Below are 22,290 nucleotides of genomic sequence, written 5' to 3'. Positions count from 1 at the left end.
GCTGCTCACAGCCCCCGTCCGAGGTTGGCCACCGCGTTCTGAAGCCGTTCGGCGCTGACCAGACCGGTGGTCACGGCCAGGGCGCCCCAGGCCCGCAGCTGTCCCGGGTCCCGGCGCAGGGCGGCGCGGGACCAGCGCAGCGCCTCCCGGCGGTCGCCGCGGGCCGCGTGGGCGAAGGCCACCTGCCCGGCGATCTCCGCCGTGCCCTTCGCCGTGGTCTCGAACTCCGGGTACTTGCGCAGCAGGTAGGTCAGGGCCTCGGCGATGTCCCCCCACTTCTCGCGGAAGAAGGACGGACGGTCCCAGCGCACGGTCAGCACCGTCTCGGGCACCGAGTGCACGGGCGCGTGGCGGGCCAGGCGCAGGAGCAGGTCGTAGTCCTCTCCGTAGGAGGAGGGCAGCTCCTCGTCGACCAGGCCCACCGGGCCGAAGAGGTCGGCGCGGCGGCAGATCAGCGCGGACGGGTGGATCTCCACCATCCGGTCGACCAGCAGCTCCTCGAACGTGGCCACCGGCTGCGGGTGGCGCTCGGTCGTGCGGGCGTGGGAGACGATGCGGATCCCGCCCGCGATCGCGGAGGCCCCGGGGTGCTCGGCCCAGAGCCCCATCTGGCGGACCAGCTTGCCGGGCGCCCAAACGTCGTCGTCGTCGCAGAAGGCGATGATCTGCCCGGCCGCGGCGTGCAGGCCGGTGTTGCGGGCGCCCGCCAGGCCCGGGGACCGGGTGTTGGGCACGGTGCGCAGCTCGACGCCGGCCGGGACGGCCACGTCCTCGAGCGGGTCGACGTCGATGCGGTCGAAGACGACGACCACCTCCAGCGGGCCGGGGTAGTCCTGCTCGACGATCGAGCGGACCGCGTCCCGCAGCATCCGGGGACGGCCGGCGGTGGCAATGAGCACGGAGACGGACGGGTGGCCGGTCGAGGTGCCGGCGGCCGCCGGGGACGGGATGAGGGCGTCAATGGACATCGGAGGCACTCCTGGAGTCGGACGGTACGGACGAGTGGTCGGGGACCGGGGTGGACGGACGGGCGGGTGCCGCGGCGGACCGCGGCACCAGTCCGACGTACTTGCGCCGCATGGAGACCGCGGCGATCGCCGCGAGGGCGAGCAGCAGCGCGGCGTAGGCCGGGACGAACAGTGCGGGGACACCCCAGAGGACGAAGATCCAGCAGGTGACGCCGGCGTCGGTGGGCAAGTTGAGGAACGAGCGCAGCGTCCCGCCGGCGGACGGACCGCCGATCCCGCCCCGCCGGCGCAGCTGCTCGGCCAGGATCTGGCTCATGAACTGGCCGGTCTCCACGAGGACGAACAGCATGGGCAGCCCGACCGCGAGGGCCGGTGCCGTCCCCGCGGGGACCCCGTGCACCAGCCAGGACGCGAGGACGGCGAGGTGGACGGCCGGGGTGCGAACGGAGTCCACCACGTGGTCCAGCCACTCCCCGGCCGGGGAGCCCGTCCCGGTGAGCCGGGCCACCTGGCCGTCGGCGGAGTCCATGACGTAGCCGGCGGCCAGCAGCACCGCCACCACGAGGCCGGTGACCACCGTGGGCGGGATCGCGACGAGCACCGCCAGCCCCGCGGCGGACAGCACCGCGCTGAGACCGGTCACCGCGTTGGCGGTGAGCCCGTCCGCGGCGGCCCGGGCGGCAGCCCGGCGGGCCAGCGGCCGGTTCACCCACCGGGTGTAGGCCGGGACCCCCTGGCCGGGCTTCTGCGCCGCGCGCAGCCCGGCCAGGGCCTCCGGGTAGGAGAGGTGGTGCCGCGGGGCGGCGGTGCTGCTGTTCATCAGGCCTGCTCCTCCGTGCTGGGCACGAGCTCGAGGTCGAAGGTGGCGTCGGTGGTGTTCGTCCAGTTGGAGTGCACCTCGGCGGCGATCACGTTCTTGCCGTTGCGCAGCGCCGACGCGGGGATCCGCACCACGACCGGCTCGGCCACCGCGGTGGCGGTCCGGCGCGGTGCCGTCGCGTAGGTGCCCGGGCCGAGGTCGCCCTCCGGGAGGTTGTCCCGGACCACTTCCTTGCCGTTGACGTAGACCGCCACGGCGTCGTCGGCCCGGGTCGTGAGCGTCAGGCTCACGAACTGCGAGACGTCGGCCACGTCCACCTCCTTGCGGTAGTAGGTGGTCAGCGGGCGGGTGCCGTCGGCCACGAGCGTGGTCGTCACCTGGTCGCTGCCCCAGCCGAGGACGGCCGAGCCCTGCTTCCACGCGGCGTCGTCGAACGCCGTGCCGGCCCAGTCGTCGGCCGGCGGGGTGGCGCGGTCGTGGTGGTACTTCCACGTGGCGCCCTCGGCGATCAGCGCGTCCGCCTCCTCGCCCGGGAGCTGCTCCCCGGCGGGCGGCGCCGGCTGCGTGCCGGCGGTGACGACCGCGGAGAGCTCGAAGCTGGCGTCGGTGGTGTTCGTCCAGTTGGAGTGCACCTCGGCGGCGATCACGTTCTCGCCGTCGGTCAGCATCCACGCGGGCACCTCGACCACGACCGGCTCGGCCACCGCGGTGGCGGTCCGGCGCGGTGCCGTCGCGTAGGTGCCCGGCTCCAGGTCGCCCTCCGGCAGGTTGTCCCGGACCACTTCCTTGCCGTTGACGTAGACGGCCACGGCGTCGTCCGCACGGGTGGTGATGGTCAGCTTCTCGACCTTCGAGGCGTCGGCCACGGACACCTCCTTGCGGTAGTAGGTGGTCAGCGGGCGGGTGCCGTCGGCCACGAGCGTGGTCCTCACCTGGTCGCTGCCCCAGCCGAGCACGGCCGAGCCCTGCTTCCAGGCGGCGTCGTCGAAACCGGTGCCGGCCCAGTCGTCGGCCGGCGGGTTGGCGCGGTCGTGGTGGTACTTCCACGTGGCACCCTCGGCGACCAGCGCGTCCGGGTCGGTCGGCTGCGGGGCCGGCTCCTCCTCGGTGGGCGGCTTCTCCTCCGCGGGCGGCGCCGGCTGGGTGCCGGGGACGGCCGTGGCGGTGAGGTCGAAGCTGGTGTCGGTCGTGTTCGTCCAGTTGGAGTGCATCTGCGCGGAGACGACGTTCTCGCCGTCGCGGAGCATCCACGCGGGCACCTCGACCGTGACGGGCTCGGCCGCCGCGGTGGCGGTCCGGCGCGGGGTCAGGGCCCACGGGTGGTCCTCGAGGTTTCCCTCGTCCAGGTTGGACCGCACGACCTCGTGGCCGTTGACGTGCACGGCCACACCGTCGTCCGCGCGGGTGGTGATCTTCAGCTTCTCGACCTTCGAGGCGTCGGGCACGTCCACGGTGCGGCGGAAGTAGCTCACCAGCGGGCGGGTGCCGTCGGCCACGAGCGTGGTCTTCACCTGGTCGCTGCCCCAGCCGAGCACGGCCGAGCCCTGCTTCCACGTGGTGTCGTCGAAGCCGGTGGCGGACCAGTCGTCGGCCGGCGGGTTGGCGCGGTCGTGATGGTACTTCCACGCGGAGCCCGCGGCGATCAGGGTGTTCGTCCCCGGCTGCGGGGCCGGGTCCGTGCCCACCTCGACCACCGGCGTGGACGCCGAGACGTTGCCCGCGGCGTCGGCCGCGCGCACGGCGTACCGGGCGCCGTCGACGTGCGGCACCTTGCTGCTGGTGCCCGTGACCGTGCCGATCGGCCGGTCGTTGCGCAGCACCTGGTAGGTCACGCCGGACTCGGGGGCCGCGGTCCAGGACAGGGCGTCGGAGTTCCCGTCCCGGGCCACCGTCAGCCCCGCGGGCGCGGCCGGGGCCTTGGCGTCGCGCGGGGCGAACCGGACGAAGCCGCCCGCCCACTGGGGGGCGCCGCTCGCGGAGACGATGCGGTTCACGTCGCCGCCGGCCCACAGCACGCCCTTGCTGTCCACCAGCGAGGCCCAGGGGCCCCAGCCGCCGAAGCCCCTCCACTCGGGGTTGAACTCGGGCAGGTACTGCCCGCTCTTCGCGTCCCAGGCGCCGATGGCGTTGATCCGCTCGGCGATCACGGCGGGCTGGGTCGCGTAGTTCCTGCGCACCCAGTGGGTGGTGCCCACGTTGAACCACTGGAAGCAGTGGCACCCGGCGAACACCGTGTCCGCGGTGGAGGTGGCCGTCTGGAAGTCGCCCCCGTTGGAGGCCACGCCCCAGGACGTGCGCTCGAACGTGGCACGGTCGAAGCCGAACATGTTGTGCTGGGCCCCGCCGGCCCAGACCGTGCCGCCCTGCTCGCGGACGGCGAGCTGGAAGCCCTGCTCGCCCGGGTTGTCCGGGTTGTACTCGTTGGGCGGCACCGAGTTCTCCCACTCCCAGGCGGGCGTGGCCAGCGCGGCGCCGGCGGTGGTCTGCACGGCGGCCAGCCGGAAGGCGGGAACGCCCTGCGAGGCGTTGAAGTAGCCGGCCGCGTAGGACCGGTCGCCCTTCTCGGAGGCGTCCACGCTGACCACGGTGCCGTTGAACTCCGGGTTCCAGGAGGCGTCCGGGGTGCGCGTCGAGATCTTGATCCGGGCGCCGCTGCGGGAGTAGATCTTGCCCGTGGCGCCGCCGCCGCTGAGGTGCGTGAAGGCGCCGCCGAGGTAGAGCCAGTCGCCCTGGACGTCCATCGAGCGGATCTGCAGCACGCCGTTCGTGAGCAGGTTCTCGACCGTCACGTTCCAGGCGGTGTCGACCTGGCCGGTCGTGGCGTCGAGCACCACGAAGCCGGTGACCGGGACGCCGTTGACCTTCGTGAAGCGCCCGCCCACGGCCAGCCGGTTGTTCGGCAGCTCCGCGAGGGACTTGACCTGGCCGTCGAAGACGGGACGGAAGCCGGTGCGCAGCTCGCCGTTCTCGACGTCGAACGCGGCGAGGTAGGACTGCTCGACGCGCCCGCCGCCCGCCTCCGTGCGCTGCATGGCCTTGAAGTTGCCGCCCGTGAAGACCGTGCTGCCGATCTGCTCCAGGGCCTGGACCTCGGTGTTCATCTCGCCGCCCAGGCCGTCGGCGCGCTCCACGGCGCCCCAGGTGGTGGGCTCGGCGCCGCTCTGCGGCAGGGCCCGCTGGGCCACCGCGGCGGTCCCGGTGTTGGGGATCGCCTTGCCGTCGAAGGCCTCCTGGGTGACCTTGGGCCGCAGGTACATCTGGGTGAAGGGCAGGGCGCCCGGGCCGCCCTCGGCCGGCGTCCACAGGTAGGACGTGTTCGAGGAGCTGCCGGTCACGGCGTCGCCGTAGCGGAATCCGCGCTGCCAGCCGGTCGCGGAGGTGTCCTGGAACCGCACCCGGCTGTAGGCGGCGTCCGTGCCGAAGTCGTGCGTGACGCCGCTCGTCCCCGTGGCGGTGCCCCCGTCGGAGGAGAGGGAGAAGGAGGTCACCGGGGTGCCGGAGCCGAAGGTCCAGTTCCAGCGCGGCTTCGCGGAGATCTGGAACCGGCCCTCCTGCCAGGTGGTGCCCTGGGCGTCACGGGCCCGGCGCAGCCGGATGCCGTCCTCGAGGGTGTCGGGCTCCTGGCCGTTCAGCAGGGCGTCGACGGTCTTGGACGGCAGCTGCTTCGGCGCGAACGCCGCGCTGCCCGTGACCGTGGAGGAGACCTCCTGGGGCGTGCCGACGCCCTGGTGGTACTCCTTCCAGTTGTTGCGGCCGCGGCCCACCAGGACCCAGCCGCCGCCGTCGGTGGCCTGGTCGCAGTAGAACTCCTCGGGCGCGGTCATGGCCGGGGTGACCAGCCAGTAGACGCCGGACGCGGACGCCGGGTCCTTCTGCTTGATCTCCCAGCAGGACGCCGCGGCCGAGGCCGCGGACTTGCCGTCCACCGGCGGTGCCGTCGCGGCGCTGACCGGTGCGGCGGTCAGCAGGGTCGCGGCGACGGTCATCACGGTGGCGATCCCGAGTGACGTTTTGCTGCGGGCCGCGCGCGTGCTGCGCCGGCTCCGCTCCGCCGGGGGCGGGGTGTTCGTGTTTCCCATGGTGGTGTTCCTCAACTGGCTCGTGCGGGCGGATCAGCAGGTCGGGTCGTTCGGGAAGCCGTGCTGGACGACTTGCCAGGACTGGCCGGGTTCGCGGAAGAGGTCGTAGTTGTGCAGCGCCCGGCGGTCCTTCTGCGGACCCCGGACGACCTCGCCGTCACGGTCCACGACCGTGACCTGGGACGAGTCGAGGCAGACCGTGACGCGCGCCGCGTCGCCCCCCTCGGCGGGCAGCGGGGCCAGGACGGGGCGTCCGACGACGACGGGCACCCCGCGCTGCTCCCAGCCCTGGTGCTCGAACTCGGTCAGGGACGCGACGACCTCCTGGAGCGCGGCACCGCTGGCGGACTCCTCGGCCGCCGCGACGGCGGCCGGGTCCAGCTCCGTGGGCTCCTGCGGACCGGGCGCCTGCGGGTTCTCCGGCGTCGGCCGGTCCGACGGCACGAAGGTCTCCTGGGCCTCGAAGACGGCCGCGATCTGCTCGACCTCCGGCGCGTCCGCGGCCACGGGCTTCGACGAGGGCAGGTCCGACGCGAGGACCTCCAGCGGCGTCTCGAGCTCCACCGCCTCGCCGCCCTCGCCGGAAGCGGCGTCGCCGCCGGCCTCTCCGCCGCTCTTCTCGTCGGTCTTGTCCCCGTTCTTGTCCCCGGTCTTGTCACGGGCCTCCGTGGCGGCCGCGGACGAGCTGCTGCCCGTGTCCGGCGCCGTTCCGTCGGCCGCGCCGACGGCGCCGCACCCGGCCAGGAGCCCGGCGAGCACGAGCCCGCCCAGCACCCTGTGGGCTGTACGTGCAGTGGGACCTCGAGTGCTCGAATGGCACGACAGGTCAAGGATCATGTCAGCTCCCCCCAGATCTGAACTTCCGGCACCGAAGGGCCGGCGCCGCGGTGACCCGCCGCGGGTCGTGGGTCGGAGGACCCCCGCGGCTTCCGGACGACCCCCGTCCGAATTCATTGGATCGCATGGAGTCTAACCCCGGCGTTAACTATCGGGAACGAGTTCCGATGTCCCCTTTTGTGACCCGCCTTCTCAGATGCAAACGCAGGTTTCTCCGCAGTAGGGTGAGGCGATCACCGTGATTCCCTGAAGCAAACAGGGGTGCGGAGGCAGCACGGGACGGCCGCGGCTCGGGGGGAGCGCGGCGTCGGGCGAACGCAGGGGGGCGTTGTGGCGGGGGAGACAGCAGTACCGGTGCCGGCAGCGGTGCGCGGGCGGTCGGCAGCACGGCTGCCCGTGCGGCAGTTCGCGCACCTGGACGCGATGCGGGCCGCCGCGGTCATGCTCGTGGTGCTCGCCCACGCCGGCCTCGAACTGGTGCCGGGGGGCAGCGGGGTGACGATCTTCTTCGTCATCTCCGGGTTCATCATCACGCACCTGGTCCTCAAGGAGCACCGGCGCACCGGGGGGTTCGACCTCACCGGGTTCTACCGCCGGCGGGCCCTGAAGCTGGCCCCGCCGCTGCTGGTGGCCCTGGTGCTGCCCACCGCCCTGTACGCGTGGCTGGTGCGCCCGGTGAACCTCGGGGACTTCCTGGGGCAGGTCTTCTTCTTCTTCAACTGGCGCTACACGGACTCCCAGGTGGACGTCCTGCCCGGCTCGATCGTCGTGTGGAGCCTGTCCATCGAGGAGCAGTTCTACGTGGCGTTCGCGCTGATCTGGCTGCTGCTCGTGGGCCGGCGCCGGCCGGCGACCGCGCTGGCGGTGCTGGCCGGGACCGCCGCCGTCGCCTCGGCGGGCGCGCGGGTGGTCCTGCACCTGGGCGGGGCCGGCGCGGACCGGATCTACTTCGGCACGGACACCCGGCTCGAGGCGATCGCGATCGGGGTGCTCGCCGCCGTCTGGTACGCCCGCAGCACCGGCAGGGAGGCGGCCTCCGGCACCCCGGCGTGGTGGGGCCGCGACCGTGTCCTGGTGCTGGCCCTCTTGCTGTACCTGGGGTCGCTGCTGATCCGCGACGAGCTCTTCCGCGAGACGGTGCGCTACACGGTCCAGGCGGTCGCGGCCTGCCTCGTGGTGCTGTGGGGCCTGCACGGGCCCACCGGTGCGCTGGGGGTGCGCGTGCTGGCGGGCATGCGGTGGAAGCCGATCCAGCTGCTGGGTCTGGCCAGCTACAGCATCTACCTGCTCCACCTGGGGACCGGGCACGCCCTGACCGCGCTGGTGGGAGAGGTCCCGGGCGCGGCCGGGGTGGCCCTGCGGGTGGTGGCCGGGACCGCCGCCGGCATCGCCTGCTGGTGGTTCGTGGAGGAACCGGTGGCCCGCTGGCACCACCGCCGCCGGACCGGACGGCGCCCCGCGGCGGCGACCGCTGCGGTCCCGGCCGGGCAGACGCCCGGCTGAGCCGGCCGGTCCGCCCGGGGCGGGCGGGCCCACAGATTTCCGCCGCGCACTCCGGTGCCCGCGGCGAGCAGACCGAGAGGGACTCCCGGCGTCGTCCGGGTGGTCCACCGGGCCGGGGCACAGGAGGCCCCGGCAGGAACCCGAGGGGGGAACGACAGACATGAGCATCGACAAGCACACACCGCGCGTGGGGTACGCGGCCGGGGCGTTCGACCTGTTCCACGTGGGGCACCTGAACATCCTGCGCCAGGCGAAGCAGCACTGCGACCACCTGATCGCGGGCGTGGTCTCGGACGACCTGATCGAGATCACCAAGGGGCACCGCCCGGTGGTCTCGCTGCGGGAGCGGATGGAGATCGTGGAGCACATCCGCTACGTGGACCAGGTCCACGCCGAGGTGCTCCTCGACAAGCTGGACACCTGGCAGGAGCTGCGCTTCGACGTGTTCTTCAAGGGCGACGACTGGCGCGGCACCGCGAAGGGCGAGCGGCTCGAGCAGGAGTTCGCGGCCGTCGGCGTGGAGGTCGTGTACTTCCCGTACACGGTCCACACGTCCTCCACGAAGCTGCGCGCCGCCCTCGAGGTGCTCTCGCTCCCGGTGGGCTGAGGATTCAGCGCGGGGCGTCCGCCCCCGGCCCGGGGGCGGACCCGCCCGCCTGCCACGGCGGCCGGGCGGTCGTCGAGCCCGCCGTCGGCGACGGCTCGCCCGGTGGCCGGCCCGTGCCGCGTCCGCGGCGGTGCGCCCGGCTGCGGCGGGCGGCGTCCCAGAGCCACACGACCAGCGCTCCGAGGCCGAACAGCGCCACGAGCAGCGCGACGACGGGGCCGAGGAAGGGCACGGCCCGCAGCAGCACGTAGATCAGCAGGCCGAGGGCCAGGACCAGCACGCGCTTGCCGAAGCGCGGCGGGGCGGGGTCCCGCAGCAGCAGGCCGCCCGCGGTGTACCCCACCACGACCGGGGCGAGCAGGGACACCGCGAGCACGAGGCCCACGACCAGCACGAGGTCGAGCACCAGGCCCGTCACGACGACCGCGGCGGCCAGCCCGCCGAGGGTCAGCAGGCCCAGCCCGATGCCCAGCAGGACCGCGAGGACCAGGACCGCGATCACCGCCACGACGGTCCCGGCGATCGTGAGCGCGCCCCACCCGAGGCTGAGCCAGGGCCGGGTCCGGAGCACGCCGGACGCCCCGGCTGCGGTGCGGGGCAGCAGCCAGAGCACGAGCAGGCCGACCACGAACAGCGTCACGAACAGGCGCAGACCGTCCAGCAGCAGGGCGAGCGGGCCGGTGGGCTCGGCCGGCCGGGCCTCGTCCACCGCGACCTGCTCGTAGGAGACCTCCCCGGCGATCTCGGCGCCCGGGGCGATCGAGGCCTCCGTCCCGGATCGGTAGGACAGGTCGCCGCCGAGCCGCGCCGCGTCGGTCAGGGTCAGCCCGGGATCCACCCGGGGCACGACGACCTCGGTCGTCGGCGCCCACGCAGCCCCGACCTCGTCGGCGGAGCCCACGTCCGCCTGCACGTCCCCGCCGACCGTGCCGGCCAGGGCGAGGGCCGCGGCGCCGGCGGTCACGTCGCCGTCGACCGTGCCGGACAGCAGGGCCTGGTAGGCGCCGAGGAGCACGTCCCCGCCGATCTCGGCGCCGGGGCGGGCCTGCAGGCTGTAGCCGGCCGTGACCAGGTCGTCCGCCACCCGCGCCTCCTCGCCGAGGAGGAGCACCTGGGCGGCCACGCGGGCGTCGTCGCCCACGGTGCCCTCGATCACCACGGTCTGGGCGGCGGCCATCAGGTCCCCCTCCACCGTGCCGTTGATCGTCACCGTCCCGCCGGCGACCAGCAGGTCACCGCGCACGGTGCCGTCGACCACCACGGTCCCGCCGGCCGCGTACAGGTCGTCGTCCACGACCTCGTCCGCCGCCACCAGGACGTCCTCCTCGCCGCGCAGCTCGGCGGCCCCGGCCGCCGGCGCGGTGAGCAGGGCGCCCGCGAGGGCGGCGGCCAGCAGTGTCAGCAGTGTCAGCAGGGTCGGCAGGCGGAGCAGGAACGGGACGGGTGAGGTGCGGGACACCGGCGGGGACTCCATGCTCCCGAGTGCACGCCGGGGCGGCGGGGGTGTCAAGGAACGGGCCAGTGTGACGGCGCCCCGCCATGTACCCGCGCGTAGGTCAAGAGGTGGTCACGGTTGCCGATCGGTCCTGGTGGGGGTGGGGTCGCGGTCCTAGCCTGAGGCTGTCGTGCGGCTGTCGCGCGGCAGGATCCGACCGGGGGGTGGGTCATGGCAGGACAGGGACTCGGAGCAGGACTGGCCGCGGCCGTCGTGGTGCTGGCGGGGCCGGTGCCGGCGGCGCTCGCGCACGGGGAGGACCGGCCGCCCGGGCCGCGGGTCGTCGCGGACGAATTGGACAACCCGCGGCAGCTCAACTGGGACCAGGACGGGAACCTGGTCGTGGCCGAGGCGGGACGCGGCGGAACGGAGTGCGTCGACGCCCGGTGCGCGGGGCCGACCGGAGCGGTCACGCTGATCGAGGACCCGCACCGGGACGCGCCCACGGTGTCGAGGGTGGTCGAGGGGCTGCTGTCCGTGGCGTCGCCGGGCGGGGTCTTCGCGGAGGGGCCCGGCGGCGCGGACGCCACGGACGTGGAGGGGCAGTACATCGTCGCGGGCTACGACCCGGACCGCATCGACCTCTCCGTGTTCACGGCGCGGGGCGGGTCGATGCTCGTCGCGGGCACCGAGGAGGACGGGGAGGAGTATCTGCTCCCGTACGCCGACCTGCAGGCGGCGGAGGAGGAGCTGAACCCCGACGGCGCGCAGATCGACTCGAACCCGTACGCGGTCCTGTACGTGGACGAGGACGACGAGGCGTCACCGGACGGCTACGCGCTCGTGGCCGACGCCGGGGCCAACGCGGTGTGGAAGGTCGAGCCGGACTTCTCCACCGCCACGGAGGACTCGCCGCCGGAGTACGAGATCACCGCGTGGGCCGCGTGGCCGACCACCGCTCTTCCCGACGGGACGGACGACCCGGCGGGCCCGGCCGAGTTCGTGCCGACGTCGCTGACCGCCGACAAGCACGGCAACGTGTACGTGGGCGGGCTCGGGTCCGACCGCCCGGGGGAGGCGTCGGTCGTGCAGTTCACCGCGGACGGCACCGAGCTGCAGCGCTGGGACGGCTTCACCGCGGTCACCGGCGTGGCCGTGGACCGCGGCCACCTGTACGTCTCGCAGCTGTTCGGGCCGACCCCGCCGCTGCCCCCGGGGGAGACCCCGGCGGAGGAGGCGCCGCCGGCCGCCGACGAGGCACCGGGCCAGGTGGTGGTCCTGCACCGCCATGAGGAGGACGCCGTGCGGTACGCGATCGACGTCCCGTTCCCGGCGGGGCTCGCGGCCGACCGGCACGGCAACGTGTACGCGTCCGTCAACAGCGTGGCCACGGCCGAGGGCATCGCCGAAGGACCGGAGAACCCGGCCGGCGTCGCCGTCGACGGCGGGGCGGTCTGGGAGCTGGACTTCTCGGACGCCTACCGGCTGGTGACGCCGGAGCCGGAGACCTCGGAGGAGTAGTCGCCGAGCACGAGGGGAACGACGACGGCGGTGGCGGGCCGGTCCCGCCACCGCCGTCCGTTCTGTCGCGTGCGGTTCTGTCAGGGCTGTCATGTGGCGTGTTCTCTCTTGCGTGCCGTCCTGTCGCACGCCGGACGGACGGGCGTCGGCCGTGTCACCTGTCGGCCAGGGCGCGGCACGCCGTCGCCGCAGGGCTCAGGACGCCCTCTCCTGCGCAATCGCGAGGAACCGCTCCGCGATGGCGAGCCGGCGACGGGCCCGGTCGGGAGGGCCGCCGGAGCGTCGGGCGCCCGCGACGAGCGAGAGGGCCACCCCGGCGCAGCGCACCCGGAGGGCAGCGGGATCCACCACGGTGTCGAAACCCGCCAGGAACCGCTCCGTCGCGGCGGGCGCGTGCGTGTAGCGGTCGCTGACCGTCGGCAGCACGGCGAGGTGGGCCACCAGGCACGCGAGGTCGTCCACCCGGTGGCCCGGACCCACCGCGTCGACGTCCAGCAGCCCGCTCACCGGGCCGAACCGGCCGGCCGTGTCCGGTGCGACGAGCAGGTTGGCCTCGTAGAGGTCTCCGTGCACGGGGACCACCGGACCCGGGTCCGTGCCGTGGCGGGCGAGCTCGACCGTGCGGGTGAGCCGCTCGATCCGCCCCTGCTCCTCCGGCAGGGCGACCGCGGCCGCGTGCCCGTAGTGCAGGACCCGGTCGGTCCAGGACGGGCGGTGAGGCAGGTCGAGCGCGGCGGCGGGCAGGGCGTCGAGCAGCGCGAGCACGTGGTCCGGCTGCAGGGCTGCGGCGCCGTCGTCCCGCACCGCGGCCGCCATGGGCGCCCCGGGCAGCTGGTGGAGCACGACCACGTCCTGCTCCGGCTCGGCCGCCGGGACCGGCGCGGGCAGACCGGCGTCGAGCAGCATCCGCAGCCGGGACTGCAGGGCTGCGGCCCTGCCGCGCCGCAGCACCTTGAGGTAGCGGACCTCCGGCCCGTGGGCCGCCCGCAGCACCGCGCGCCGGGTGGGCCGGTAGGAGATCTCCGTGAGCGCCGCGGGCGCGGCGGCCGAGAACACGTCCCGCCCCACGACCCCGGGGGAGGACGCCCGGGCCAGACCGGGCAGCCACGGATCGTGCGGGTGCCGCCACGCGGTCAGGACCAGGCCCTCGTGCTCGAGCCGCACCCGGCTCCGGGCGGCGTCGTCGGCGTCGCCGGCGCCGTCCCGAGCGGTGTCCTCCGTCCCGTCCGCGGGCGGGTGCGCCGTGCTCACGCACACCGCCTCCGGACGCCGCAGCTGCCCGTGCAGGGCGGCGACGTCGAAGACCGCGCTGACCCCGGCCCCGGGTCGGTGGTGCACCCGGCGCAGCGTCCAGCGGCCGGTGTCCAGCCCGGCGGGGCGCAGCACCCGCTCCAGGACCGGACCCATCCCGGGCCCGGTCAGGAGGGCCACCGCCTCCCGCTCCGGGCCCGTCACGGGGCTAGACCAGGTCCTCGGACAGCTCGAGCCAGCGCAGCTCCAGCTCCTCGATCTCGTCCTGCACCGCGGTCAGCCGGGCGGTGATCTCGCCCAGGCCGGTGTAGTCGGACTGGTCGTGGGCGGCCATCTCCGCGTGCAGCGTCCCGACCTTCGCGGTGAGCTTCTCGAGCTTGCGCTCGATCGCGCCCACCTCCTTCTGCGCGGTGCGGGCCTGCGCCCCGGAGAGCCGGGGCGCGCCCGCCGCCGTCGTCCTCCCCGCGCCCGACGACGTCCCCGTGGCCGCCAGCGGGTTCGAGGCGCTCGCGGAGCCGGCCGCCGTGCCGGTGCGGGACTGCGAGGCGAGCTCGAGGTACTGCTCCACGCCGCGGGGCAGGTGCCGGAAGCGGCCGTCGATCACGGCGTACTGCTGGTCGGTGACCCGCTCCAGCAGGTAGCGGTCGTGGGAGACCACCAGGAGCGTGCCGGGCCAGGTGTCGAGCAGGTCCTCCATGGCCGTGAGCATGTCGGTGTCGAGGTCGTTGGACGGCTCGTCGAGGATCAGCACGTTCGGCTCGTCCAGCAGGATCAGCAGCAGCTGCAGCCGCCGCTTCTGCCCGCCGGAGAGGTCCTTGACCGGGGTGGCCAGCTGCTCGTTGGTGAAGCCGAGCCGCTCCAGCAGCTGACCCGGCGTCATCTCCTTGCCGTCGGCCAGGTAGGTGGCGCGCTTGGACGCGACCGCGTCCGAGACCCGGTCCTCGGCCACGTCCTCCAGCTCGGACAGCTGCTGCGTCAGGGTCGCGATCCGCACGGTCTTCCCGCGCTTGACCCGCCCGCTCGTGGGCTGCACGTCGCCGGTGACCAGACCGAGCAGCGTGGACTTGCCCGCGCCGTTGACGCCCAGGATCCCGGTGCGCTCGCCGGGGGCGATCAGCCACGTGACCTCCCGGAGCACCTCCCGGGGGCCGTCGTCCTCGGTGGGGTAGGAGACGGAGACCTTCTCGAGGTCCACCACGTCCTTGCCCAGCCGGGAGACCGCGAGCTGGGACAGGGCCACGGTGTCGCGCGGCGGCGGGACGTCGTCGATCAGCTGGTTCGCGGCCTCGATCCGGAACTTGGGCTTGGCGGTGCGGGCGGGCGCGCCGCGGCGCAGCCACGCCAGCTCCTTCTTCATGAGGTTCTGCCGCTTGGACTCCACGGTGGCGGCCTGCCGGTCCCGCTCCACCCGCTGCAGCACGTACGCCGCGTAGCCGCCCTCGAAGGGCTCCACCATCCGGTCGTGCACCTCCCAGGTGTCGGTGCACACGGCGTCCAGGAACCAGCGGTCGTGGGTGACCACGGCCAGGCCGCCCTGGTTCTTCGGCCAGCGGCTGTTCAGGTGGCGGGCCAGCCACGTGATGCCGTCCACGTCCAGGTGGTTGGTGGGCTCGTCCAGGAAGATGACGTCCCAGTCCCCGGCCAGCAGCGCGGCGAGCGCCACGCGGCGCTTCTGCCCGCCGGAGAGCTCACCGGCCTTCGCGTCCCAGTCGAGGTCCTTGACCAGCCCGGAGATCACGTCCCGGACCTTCGCGTCCCCGGCCCACTCGTGCTCCTCGCGCCCGCCGACGACGGCGTGGCCCACGGTCAGCTCCGGGTCCAGCGCGTCGGCCTGGTCGAGCATGCCGACGCGCACGCCGGAGCGCACGGTCACCCGGCCCCCGTCCGGCTTCAGCCGTCCGGCGAGCAGCTTCATCAGCGTGGACTTGCCGTCGCCGTTGCGGCCCACGATGCCGATCCGGTCGCCCTCGTCGATGCCGAGGCTGACGGCGTCGAAGACCGTCTTGGTGGGGAATTCCAGGTGCAGGTTCTCGCCGCCGAGTAGATGTGCCACCCGTCAAGGGTACTCGCGCCCCCACCACGCCCCCGCCGCAGCCCCGAGCCCTCCTGCCGCCCTTTGGCCCCGCCGACTCCCCACCTCCCGTCCCCTGGCCCCGCCGAGTCCCCATCCCCCGGGGCCAACGCCCGCCGACTCCCCAAGCATGTGGCATTTCCCCAACCAAATACCTGGGGATATGGAGCAGGACTGGGGACTCGGCGGGACCAGGGGTGCGCAGCGTGGGGGGCGCCGGGGGTGGGTGGGTGGCGTCGAGGCTGGGGCGGCGGGGAGGGGGCGGTGTGCGAACAGGAATTTCACAGCTGCGTCCCCGGCGCGGATGAGACCATGGGTCCATGGAGCAGAACCCCGCGGAGCGACCCTCAGCGACCCCGAGCACGCGTCCCCTCGGCACCCGGCTGGACGGCATCGCGGACCTGGACGCGGCCGTCCGCGCCGTGACGGCGCACCCGGGCCCGGTGGAGATCACGGTGGGACCGGGCCAGCTGGCCGGCCGGCACCTCGGCTCGGTGCCGCAGCGACAGGTGGGGGAGTCCCTGCGCGGAGCCGGCGCCGACCCCCTGATGATCCGGGCGGACATCTCGATCGACCAGGACATCCCGGACGAGGGCGTCATCGCCGTCCTCGACGACCACCTCTCCCTGGCCGCGGGCATGGGCGCCGAGTATCTCGTGGTGCCCCGGGCCGGCGTCGGGGGACGGGGCCGCTCCGAGGACCGCATCTTCTCGATGCTCGCCGCGCTCGCCGAGGCGGCCTCGGCCCACCAGGTGCACCTGCTGCTCGAGACCGAGGGCGCCACCGAGGACGAGGTGGAGCTGGTCCGGTACCTGGAGCGCGCCCGCGCGGCAGGGACCCTGGACGTGGACCCGCACTACCTGGCGTCGGTGGCCTGGAACGTGGCCGCGTCCACCGCCGCGGGGGAGGGGCCGGCGGCCGCGTTCGAGCGGATGCGGCCCCTGCTGGACCTCGCGCCACTGATCATCTCGGGGGTGGACGAGGACGCGGTCGAGGACCTGTTCGCCGCCGTCCCGGAGCTGCGGGAGGCCGCCGCCACGGCCCGGATCATCGTGATCCTGGGGCGCCCGCGAGCGGCCGGGGCCTGACGCCCGAGTGGTAGGGTGACTGCCTGTGCACTGCGTGCACCACTGCCGTTCCACGGCGGTGCTCCGCCTTGGTGTAATCGGCAGCACCCCGGCCTTTGGAGCCGTGGAGTCTAGGTTCGAGTCCTAGAGGCGGAACGTCCGCATCCCGCCAGGGCGCTGGAAAGCCACAGGGCTGAAGGACCCGGGAGCGGGTGAGCCGGAACAGAGCCGGAGCCGGTGAACCCATCTGCTCCTCTCGCAGATCGACGACCGAGGAGCTGCATCCCGCCGTGAGCACCCCCCAGACCCCTGTCACTCGTCCGGGGGCGCCCGCCGGGCCCGCCGCCGTCATCGTCCTGGCCGCCGGCAAGGGCACGCGCATGAAGTCCAAGACCCCCAAGATCCTGCACGGGATCGGGGGTCGTTCCATGGTGGGGCACTGCCTCGTGGCCGCCCGGAGCCTGCACCCGCGGCGGCTGGCCGCCGTGGTGCGCTTCGAGCGGGACCTGGTGGCCCCGCACGTCCTCGAGCAGGACCCGGAGACCCTGATCGTGGACCAGGACGAGGTCCCCGGCACGGGCCGCGCGGTCCAGTCGGCGGTCGAGGCCCTCGACGCCGAGGAGCGGCTGGCCGGCACCGTGGTGGTCACCTACGGCGACGTCCCCCTGCTGACCCCCGAGGTCCTGGCCAGGCTCGTCCGCCACCACGAGGAGCGCGGCAACGCGGTGACGGTGCTGACCGCCGAGCACGAGCAGCCGGGCGGCTACGGCCGCATCCTGCGGGACGCCGACGGCTCGTTCCGCGAGATCAAGGAGGCCAAGGACGCCACCGAGGCCGAGCTCGCGGTCGCCGAGATCAACTCCGGCATCTTCGCCTTCGACGCCGACGTCCTGCGGGACAGCCTCGCGAAGGTCACCTCGGACAACGCGCAGGGCGAGATGTACCTGACCGACGTCCCGCTGCTGGCCCGGGAGGCCGGCCACGCCGTGGACGCACTGAAGATCGAGGACCGCTGGGAGGTCGAGGGCGCCAACGACCGCGTCCAGCTCGCCCAGCTCGGCGCCCACCTCAACCGCCGGATCCTCGAGGCGCACATGCGCAACGGCGTGACGATCGTGGACCCCGCCAGCACCTGGATCGACGTGCAGGTGCGCATCGCCGCGGACGCCACCGTCCTGCCGGGCACGCAGCTGCACGGGGGCACCCGGGTGGGCGAGGACGCCGTCGTCGGCCCGGACACCACCCTCACGGACGTGGAGGTCGGCCCCGGCGCCCACGTGGTGCGCACGCACGGCACCGGCTCCGTGATCGGCCCGCGCGCGAGCGTGGGACCCTTCGCCTACCTGCGGCCCGGCACGGTGCTCGGGGACGACGGCAAGATCGGCACCTTCGTGGAGACCAAGAACTCCCGGATCGGCACCGGCTCGAAGGTCCCGCACCTGTCCTACGTGGGGGACGCGACCATCGGCGAGCAGTCCAACATCGGGGCGGCCTCCGTGTTCGTCAACTACGACGGCGTGCGCAAGCACCGCACCGTGATCGGCGACCACGTCCGGATGGGCTCCGACAACATGTACGTGGCGCCCGTGCGCGTCGGCGACGGCGCCTACTCGGGGGCGGGCACCACGATCCGCAAGGACGTGCCGCCGGGGGCCCTGGCCCTGACCGAGGGTGCGCAGCGGGTCGTCGAGAACTGGGTCGTGGAGCACCGTCCCGGCACCGCGGCGGCCGAGGCCGCCGCGCGCGCCCTGGGCAACGGCGCCGCGACGGACGCGTCCCGGACCCGCGAGCACTCCGGCGCAGGCACCGGCACGGACACCGCGGCGCACGCCACCGGGCACACCACTGGGGACACCACTGAGGAAAGCGAGTAAGAATGACCGCCATCACCAACGCAGGTGCCAAGCAGCTGGTCCTGGTCTCGGGACGGGCCCACCCGGAGCTCGCCCAGCGCATCGCCTCGGAGCTCGGCACGGAGCTGATCCCCACGGACGCGTACGACTTCGCCAACGGTGAGACCTACGTGCGGTTCGGGGAGTCGGTGCGCGGCACGGACGCCTTCCTCATCCAGTCCCACCCGGCCCCGATCAACCAGTGGATCATGGAGCAGCTGCTGATGATCGACTCCCTCAAGCGGGCCTCCGCGAAGTCGATCACGGTGGTCTCCCCGTTCTACCCCTACGCCCGGCAGGACAAGAAGCACCGCGGCCGCGAGCCCATCTCGGCCCGCCTCATCGCGGACCTCTACAAGACCGCCGGCGCGGACCGGCTCATGTCCGTGGACCTGCACACAGCGCAGATCCAGGGCTTCTTCGACGGCCCGGTGGACCACCTGATGGCCATCCCGCTGCTGGCCAACCACGTGCGCTCCGTCGTCGACGTCGAGAACGTGACCGTGGTCTCCCCGGACACCGGGCGCGTGCGCGTGGCGGAGCAGTGGACCGAGCTGCTGGGCGGCTGCCCGCTCGCGTTCGTGCACAAGACCCGGGACATCACCCGGCCCAACCAGGCCACCTCCAAGGAGGTCGTGGGACAGATCGAGGGCCGCACCTGCGTGCTGATCGACGACATGATCGACACGGGCGGGACGATCTCCGGCGCCGTGCAGGTGCTGCGGGAGAAGGGCGCCAAGGACGTCATCATCGCCGCCACCCACGCGGTGTTCTCCGACCCCGCGGTGCACCGGCTGTCCACGTGCGGCGCCCTCGAGGTGGTCGTCACGGACACCCTGCCCGTGCCCCCGGAGCACCAGTTCGAGAACCTCACGGTCCTCTCGATCGCCCCGCTCATCGCCCGCGCCATCCAGGAGGTCTTCGAGGACGGCTCCGTGACCAGCCTGTTCGACGGCAGGTCCTGACACCCCGCCCGCACCGGCCCGGGCAACGACGGACCCCCTCACCGTGCGGTGAGGGGGTCCGTCGTCCATGGCGGGCTGCCGGTCAGAACTTCTGGTCGAAGCGCTGCAGGAACGCGGCCATGACGTCGCGGCTGACCGCGGCGCCGGGCCGGTAGGTGCCGTCGTCCCAGCCCTTGGAGATGCCGGTCCCGTGCATCCAGGCCATCTCCTTGTAGAAGCCCTGGCGGGTGGAGACGTCGGCGAACGGCGAGGTGCTCGGAGCGCTGTAGGCGGGCTTGCCGGCCATGCGGTAGAGGAACGCCGCCATCTGGTCACGGCTGATGGCCTGTCCCGGCTTGTACAGGCGGGTCCGGCCGTCGACCCAGCCGGTGGAGATGCCCTTGGCGTGCATCCAGGCCATCTCCTTGTAGAAGCCCTGCCCGGTGGCGACGTCGGCGAAGGGGGAGACCTTCGGCGGGGTGTAGGCGGGGGAGCCGGCCATGCGGTAGAGGAACGCCGCCATCTGGTCCCGGGTGATCGACTGCACGGGCTTGTAGACCCGGGTGTTGCCGCTGGCCCAGCCCTTGGAGATGCCGGAGCTGTGCATCCAGGCGATCTCGTTGTAGAACGTGCGGCCCCAGTAGACGTCCTTGAACGCCGAGGTGATGTAGAGGGCGTCGTGGGTGTTGAGGGTCTTGCCGGAGGCGAAGGGGTCGCCGGACGTGAGCAGGAGGTCCTTGAGCTGGTTCGAGCTGAACGACGGGTTCTTCTGCTTCATCAGCGCCAGGGTGCCGGCCACGTGGGGGGAGGCCATCGAGGTGCCGTAGTCGTAGCGGCTGTTGGGGGCCACGGGCCCCTTGGTCCCGGTGTTGCCGGCGGAGAGGATGTGGTGGCCCGGGGCGTAGATGTCCACGGCCGCGCCGTGGTTGGAGTAGCTGGCCCGGGTGCGGTCCGAGGTCACGGCGCCCACGGTGACCACGTTGTAGCAGTTGCCGGGCGCGTAGTTGATGGCCGGCTGACCGTTGTTGCCGGCGGCCACGGCCACCGGGATGCCGCGGTTCCAGGCCGTGTTGATCGCGTTCTGCAGCGTGACGGGGCAGGAGCCGTACATGCTCAGGGACATGTTGATCACGTCCGCGCGCTTGCGGGCCGCCGGTACTCCGGCCACGGGGGCCCCGGCGAGCCAGGTCACCGAGTCGGCCATGTCGGAGACGTAGCCGGTGCCGCAGGCGCCCAGGGCACGGGCGTTGAGCAGGGTCGCGTCGGGGGCGATGCCGACCACGCCGTAGGCGTCCCGGCGCGCGGCGGCGGTGCCGGCCACGTGGGTGCCGTGCCAGATGGACTTCGAGGCGGGGGAGCCGGCCCAGCACTGCCCGTACACGGAGTGGGTGCCCGGGTCCCGGGCGTCGGAGTCGCGGCCGTTGCCGTCGTTGGAGAGGCTGGGGGAGGAGACGAAGTCCCAGCCGCCGATGACGTTGAGGTCCAGGTCGGGGTGGTTGGCGAAGCCGGTGTCGACCACGCCGATGGTCATGCCCCGGCCGGTCGCGGTGTCCCACGCCCGGGGGGCGCCGAGGCTGTTGAGCGCCCACATGTAGGGGGCGTCGGCGTCGTAGGCGGCCGCGGCGGCGGAGCCCAGCTGCTCCTGCGCCTGGTCGTCCATCCCGGGGATCTGGGCCGTGAACACGAGCTGGTCCGGCTCGGCGTAGGCCACCGCCGGGTCCTGCTCGAGCTCCTGGGCCAGGTCCGCCGCGTCGTCGGGGGAGACCGCGTCGGTCAGCTCGACGACGTCCGCGCCGTCGGCGGTGGTCTTGAGCTCGGTGGTGTCCTCGGCCTCCGGCACGTCGGCCTGCTCCGCCGCGGTGCCGAGGATCTCCTGCTTCTGGGCGTCGCCGAGCGGAGCGGCGTACTTGACGATCATCCGGTCGGTGGGGAGGTTCTCGGGCGCGGTCTGGACCGCGTCGGGAGGAGCGGGGGCCTCCTCGGCGAACGCGCCGTTGGTCGGCAGGGCGACGAGCAGTGCGGCGCCCACGATTGCGAACGGGGGGATGCGGTGCTTCTTCATGGTGTCCTCGGGCGAGTAGGGAAGGGGGGGATCAGGAGGTGTGGGCGAAGCGGTGGAGGAACGCCGCCATGACGTCGCGGTCGGTGGCGGCATAGGGCCGGTAGGTGCCGTCGTCCCAGCCGTTGGAGATGCCCCGGGCCTTCAGCCAGGCCATCTCCTTGTAGAAGCCCTGGCGGGTGGAGACGTCGTTGAAGGGGGAGTACGGCGGCGGGGTGAAGGCGGGCTTGCCGGCCAGCCGGTAGAGGAACGCGGCCATCTGGTCGCGGGTGATGGCCTGTCCGGGCTTGTACAGGCGGGTCCGGCCGTCGACCCACCCGGTGGAGATGCCCTTCGAGTGCAGCCAGGCCATCTCCTTGTAGAAGCCCTGCCCGGTGGAGACGTCGGCGAACGGGGAGACCCGCGGCGGGGTGAAGTCCGGGGAGCCGGCCATGCGGTAGAGGAACGCCGCCATCTGGTCGCGGGTGACCGCCTGCGCGGGCTTGTACACCCGCGTGTTGCCGCTGGCCCAGCCCGTGGAGATGTTCCGCTCGTGCATCCAGGCGATCTCGGCGGCGAACGGGTGGCTCGCGGGCACGTCCTGGAAGGGCCCGGCGGCGACCTGGACGTCGGGGGCGCCCAGGGGAACGGTGGTGCGGGTGTCCGAGGGGGCCCGGCCGTCCGGGTAGCCGTAGGAGGTGACGGTCCCGACCAGCCGCCACCCCTGCTTGTTGCCCGCCAGGGAGCCGTCCACGTAGGTCAGGCCGATGCCGATGACCTCCATCCGGGGGTCCGTGAGCACCTTGTTGTGGGCGCTGGAGCCCTTCCACCAGTCCACGAGGTCGTTGACCGAGTGGCGCCAGGAGATCGCGTGGATCTCCCCGGCCGCGTCCCAGGACCCGGCGCGCTTGTCGTTCAGGAAGTTGTTCGTGTGGTTGATGACCTCCTGCCGGACGAGGCGGTCGGACTCGCCCTGGGCGACCTGGGCCACGGTGGCCGAGTACCGCACGGGCTTGAGGCCCTTCGACTTCCGGTGCGCGTTGATCAGGTCGAGCATCTTCTGCGCGTCCGAGGTCCACGTCCGGGCGTCCATCGAGACGATGTCCTGCGGCGCCGCGGTGGCGGGTGCGGCGAGGGAGAGGGAGAGGGAGGAGACGGTCAGGGCGGCCGTGGCCGCGACGACGACGAGGTGCTTCTTCATGGGGATGTCACCCGCATTTCTGTTCGGAAGGCATGGTGGTGCCGTGGCGGTGGGGA

The 22,290-nt window shown here is 73.4% G+C and carries 15 protein-coding genes and 1 tRNA gene; 7 read left to right on the top strand and 9 right to left on the bottom strand.

Going from position 1 to position 22,290, the window contains the following annotated elements; all coding sequences use genetic code 11:
- Positions 1–5: 5 nt before the first annotated feature.
- Genes ACH9D3_RS04190 through ACH9D3_RS04175 form a run of 4 tightly spaced genes read right to left on the bottom strand, consistent with a single transcriptional unit; the run spans position 6 to position 6,641 of the window.
- Positions 6–968 (bottom strand): glycosyltransferase, encoded by a 963-nt coding sequence (locus ACH9D3_RS04190; protein ID WP_396409978.1) that lies wholly within the window; start codon positions 966–968, stop codon positions 6–8.
- On the bottom strand, positions 958–1,788 hold the full coding sequence (locus ACH9D3_RS04185; RefSeq protein ID WP_396409977.1) for a CDP-alcohol phosphatidyltransferase family protein: 831 nt from the start codon (positions 1,786–1,788) through the stop codon (positions 958–960). The genes ACH9D3_RS04190 and ACH9D3_RS04185 overlap by 11 nt, the downstream gene beginning before the upstream one ends.
- On the bottom strand, positions 1,788–5,867 hold the full coding sequence (locus ACH9D3_RS04180; protein ID WP_396409976.1) for a fibrinogen-like YCDxxxxGGGW domain-containing protein: 4,080 nt from the start codon (positions 5,865–5,867) through the stop codon (positions 1,788–1,790). Before ACH9D3_RS04180 ends, ACH9D3_RS04185 begins: the two co-directional genes overlap by 1 nt.
- 33 nt (positions 5,868–5,900) lie before the next feature.
- Positions 5,901–6,641, bottom strand: coding sequence for a hypothetical protein (locus tag ACH9D3_RS04175; protein ID WP_396409975.1), 741 nt, complete (start codon positions 6,639–6,641; stop codon positions 5,901–5,903).
- A 459-nt stretch (positions 6,642–7,100) separates the two neighbouring features.
- On the opposite strand from ACH9D3_RS04175, the gene ACH9D3_RS04170 reads away from it, so the two are divergent.
- Together ACH9D3_RS04170 and ACH9D3_RS04165 are read left to right on the top strand one after the other, a co-directional pair.
- Positions 7,101–8,207, top strand: coding sequence for an acyltransferase family protein (locus ACH9D3_RS04170; protein ID WP_396409974.1), 1,107 nt, complete (start codon positions 7,101–7,103; stop codon positions 8,205–8,207).
- Positions 8,208–8,367: 160 nt separating this feature from the next.
- Positions 8,368–8,814, top strand: coding sequence for an adenylyltransferase/cytidyltransferase family protein (locus tag ACH9D3_RS04165; RefSeq protein WP_396409973.1), 447 nt, complete (start codon positions 8,368–8,370; stop codon positions 8,812–8,814).
- 4 nt (positions 8,815–8,818) lie between these two features.
- On the opposite strand, the gene ACH9D3_RS04160 is transcribed toward ACH9D3_RS04165, so the two are convergent.
- Complete coding sequence (locus ACH9D3_RS04160; protein ID WP_396409972.1) at positions 8,819–10,273, bottom strand: polymer-forming cytoskeletal protein; 1,455 nt, start codon at positions 10,271–10,273, stop codon at positions 8,819–8,821.
- Between the two features lie 207 nt (positions 10,274–10,480).
- Between ACH9D3_RS04160 and ACH9D3_RS04155 the strand changes: the two genes are divergently transcribed.
- Positions 10,481–11,770 carry a ScyD/ScyE family protein gene (locus ACH9D3_RS04155; protein ID WP_396409971.1) on the top strand — a complete coding sequence of 430 codons (1,290 nt, stop codon included), beginning with the start codon at positions 10,481–10,483 and terminating at the stop codon, positions 11,768–11,770.
- Positions 11,771–11,965: 195 nt separating this feature from the next.
- Here the strand turns inward: ACH9D3_RS04155 and ACH9D3_RS04150 are convergent, their stop codons facing one another.
- Positions 11,966–13,225, bottom strand: coding sequence for an aminoglycoside phosphotransferase family protein (locus ACH9D3_RS04150; RefSeq protein ID WP_396409970.1), 1,260 nt, complete (start codon positions 13,223–13,225; stop codon positions 11,966–11,968).
- Between the two features lie 4 nt (positions 13,226–13,229).
- On the bottom strand, positions 13,230–15,074 hold the full coding sequence (locus ACH9D3_RS04145) for an ATP-binding cassette domain-containing protein (RefSeq protein WP_396409969.1): 1,845 nt from the start codon (positions 15,072–15,074) through the stop codon (positions 13,230–13,232).
- 338 nt (positions 15,075–15,412) lie between these two features.
- On the opposite strand from ACH9D3_RS04145, the gene ACH9D3_RS04140 reads away from it, so the two are divergent.
- The 4 genes from ACH9D3_RS04140 (at position 15,413) to ACH9D3_RS04125 (ending at position 19,016) form a co-directional block, all read left to right on the top strand.
- Entirely contained in the window at positions 15,413–16,180 is a 768-nt protein-coding gene (locus tag ACH9D3_RS04140; RefSeq protein WP_396399167.1) for a hypothetical protein, read from the top strand.
- Positions 16,181–16,242: 62 nt separating this feature from the next.
- Positions 16,243–16,315, top strand: a tRNA-Gln gene (locus tag ACH9D3_RS04135).
- 134 nt (positions 16,316–16,449) lie between these two features.
- Complete coding sequence (glmU, locus tag ACH9D3_RS04130; protein WP_396409968.1) at positions 16,450–18,033, top strand: bifunctional UDP-N-acetylglucosamine diphosphorylase/glucosamine-1-phosphate N-acetyltransferase GlmU; 1,584 nt, start codon at positions 16,450–16,452, stop codon at positions 18,031–18,033.
- A gap of 2 nt (positions 18,034–18,035) precedes the next feature.
- Positions 18,036–19,016: a ribose-phosphate diphosphokinase gene (locus ACH9D3_RS04125; RefSeq protein ID WP_396399166.1), complete on the top strand. Its 981-nt coding sequence runs from the start codon at positions 18,036–18,038 to the stop codon at positions 19,014–19,016.
- An 82-nt stretch (positions 19,017–19,098) separates the two neighbouring features.
- Here ACH9D3_RS04125 and ACH9D3_RS04120 read toward each other — a convergent pair whose 3' ends face one another.
- A complete protein-coding gene (locus ACH9D3_RS04120; protein WP_396409967.1) occupies positions 19,099–21,057 on the bottom strand; it encodes a S8 family serine peptidase in 1,959 nt (652 codons plus the stop codon).
- 31 nt (positions 21,058–21,088) lie between these two features.
- Positions 21,089–22,234: a CAP and S-layer homology domain-containing protein gene (locus tag ACH9D3_RS04115; RefSeq protein ID WP_396409966.1), complete on the bottom strand. Its 1,146-nt coding sequence runs from the start codon at positions 22,232–22,234 to the stop codon at positions 21,089–21,091.
- Positions 22,235–22,290 lie beyond the last annotated feature (56 nt).

The sequence above is a fragment of the Kocuria kalidii genome, assembly GCF_044462225.1.
Lineage (GTDB): Bacteria > Actinomycetota > Actinomycetes > Actinomycetales > Micrococcaceae > Kocuria > Kocuria kalidii.
The sequence above is the reverse complement of the archived record's forward strand: the minus strand, read 5'-3'. Positions and strand labels throughout refer to the sequence as shown.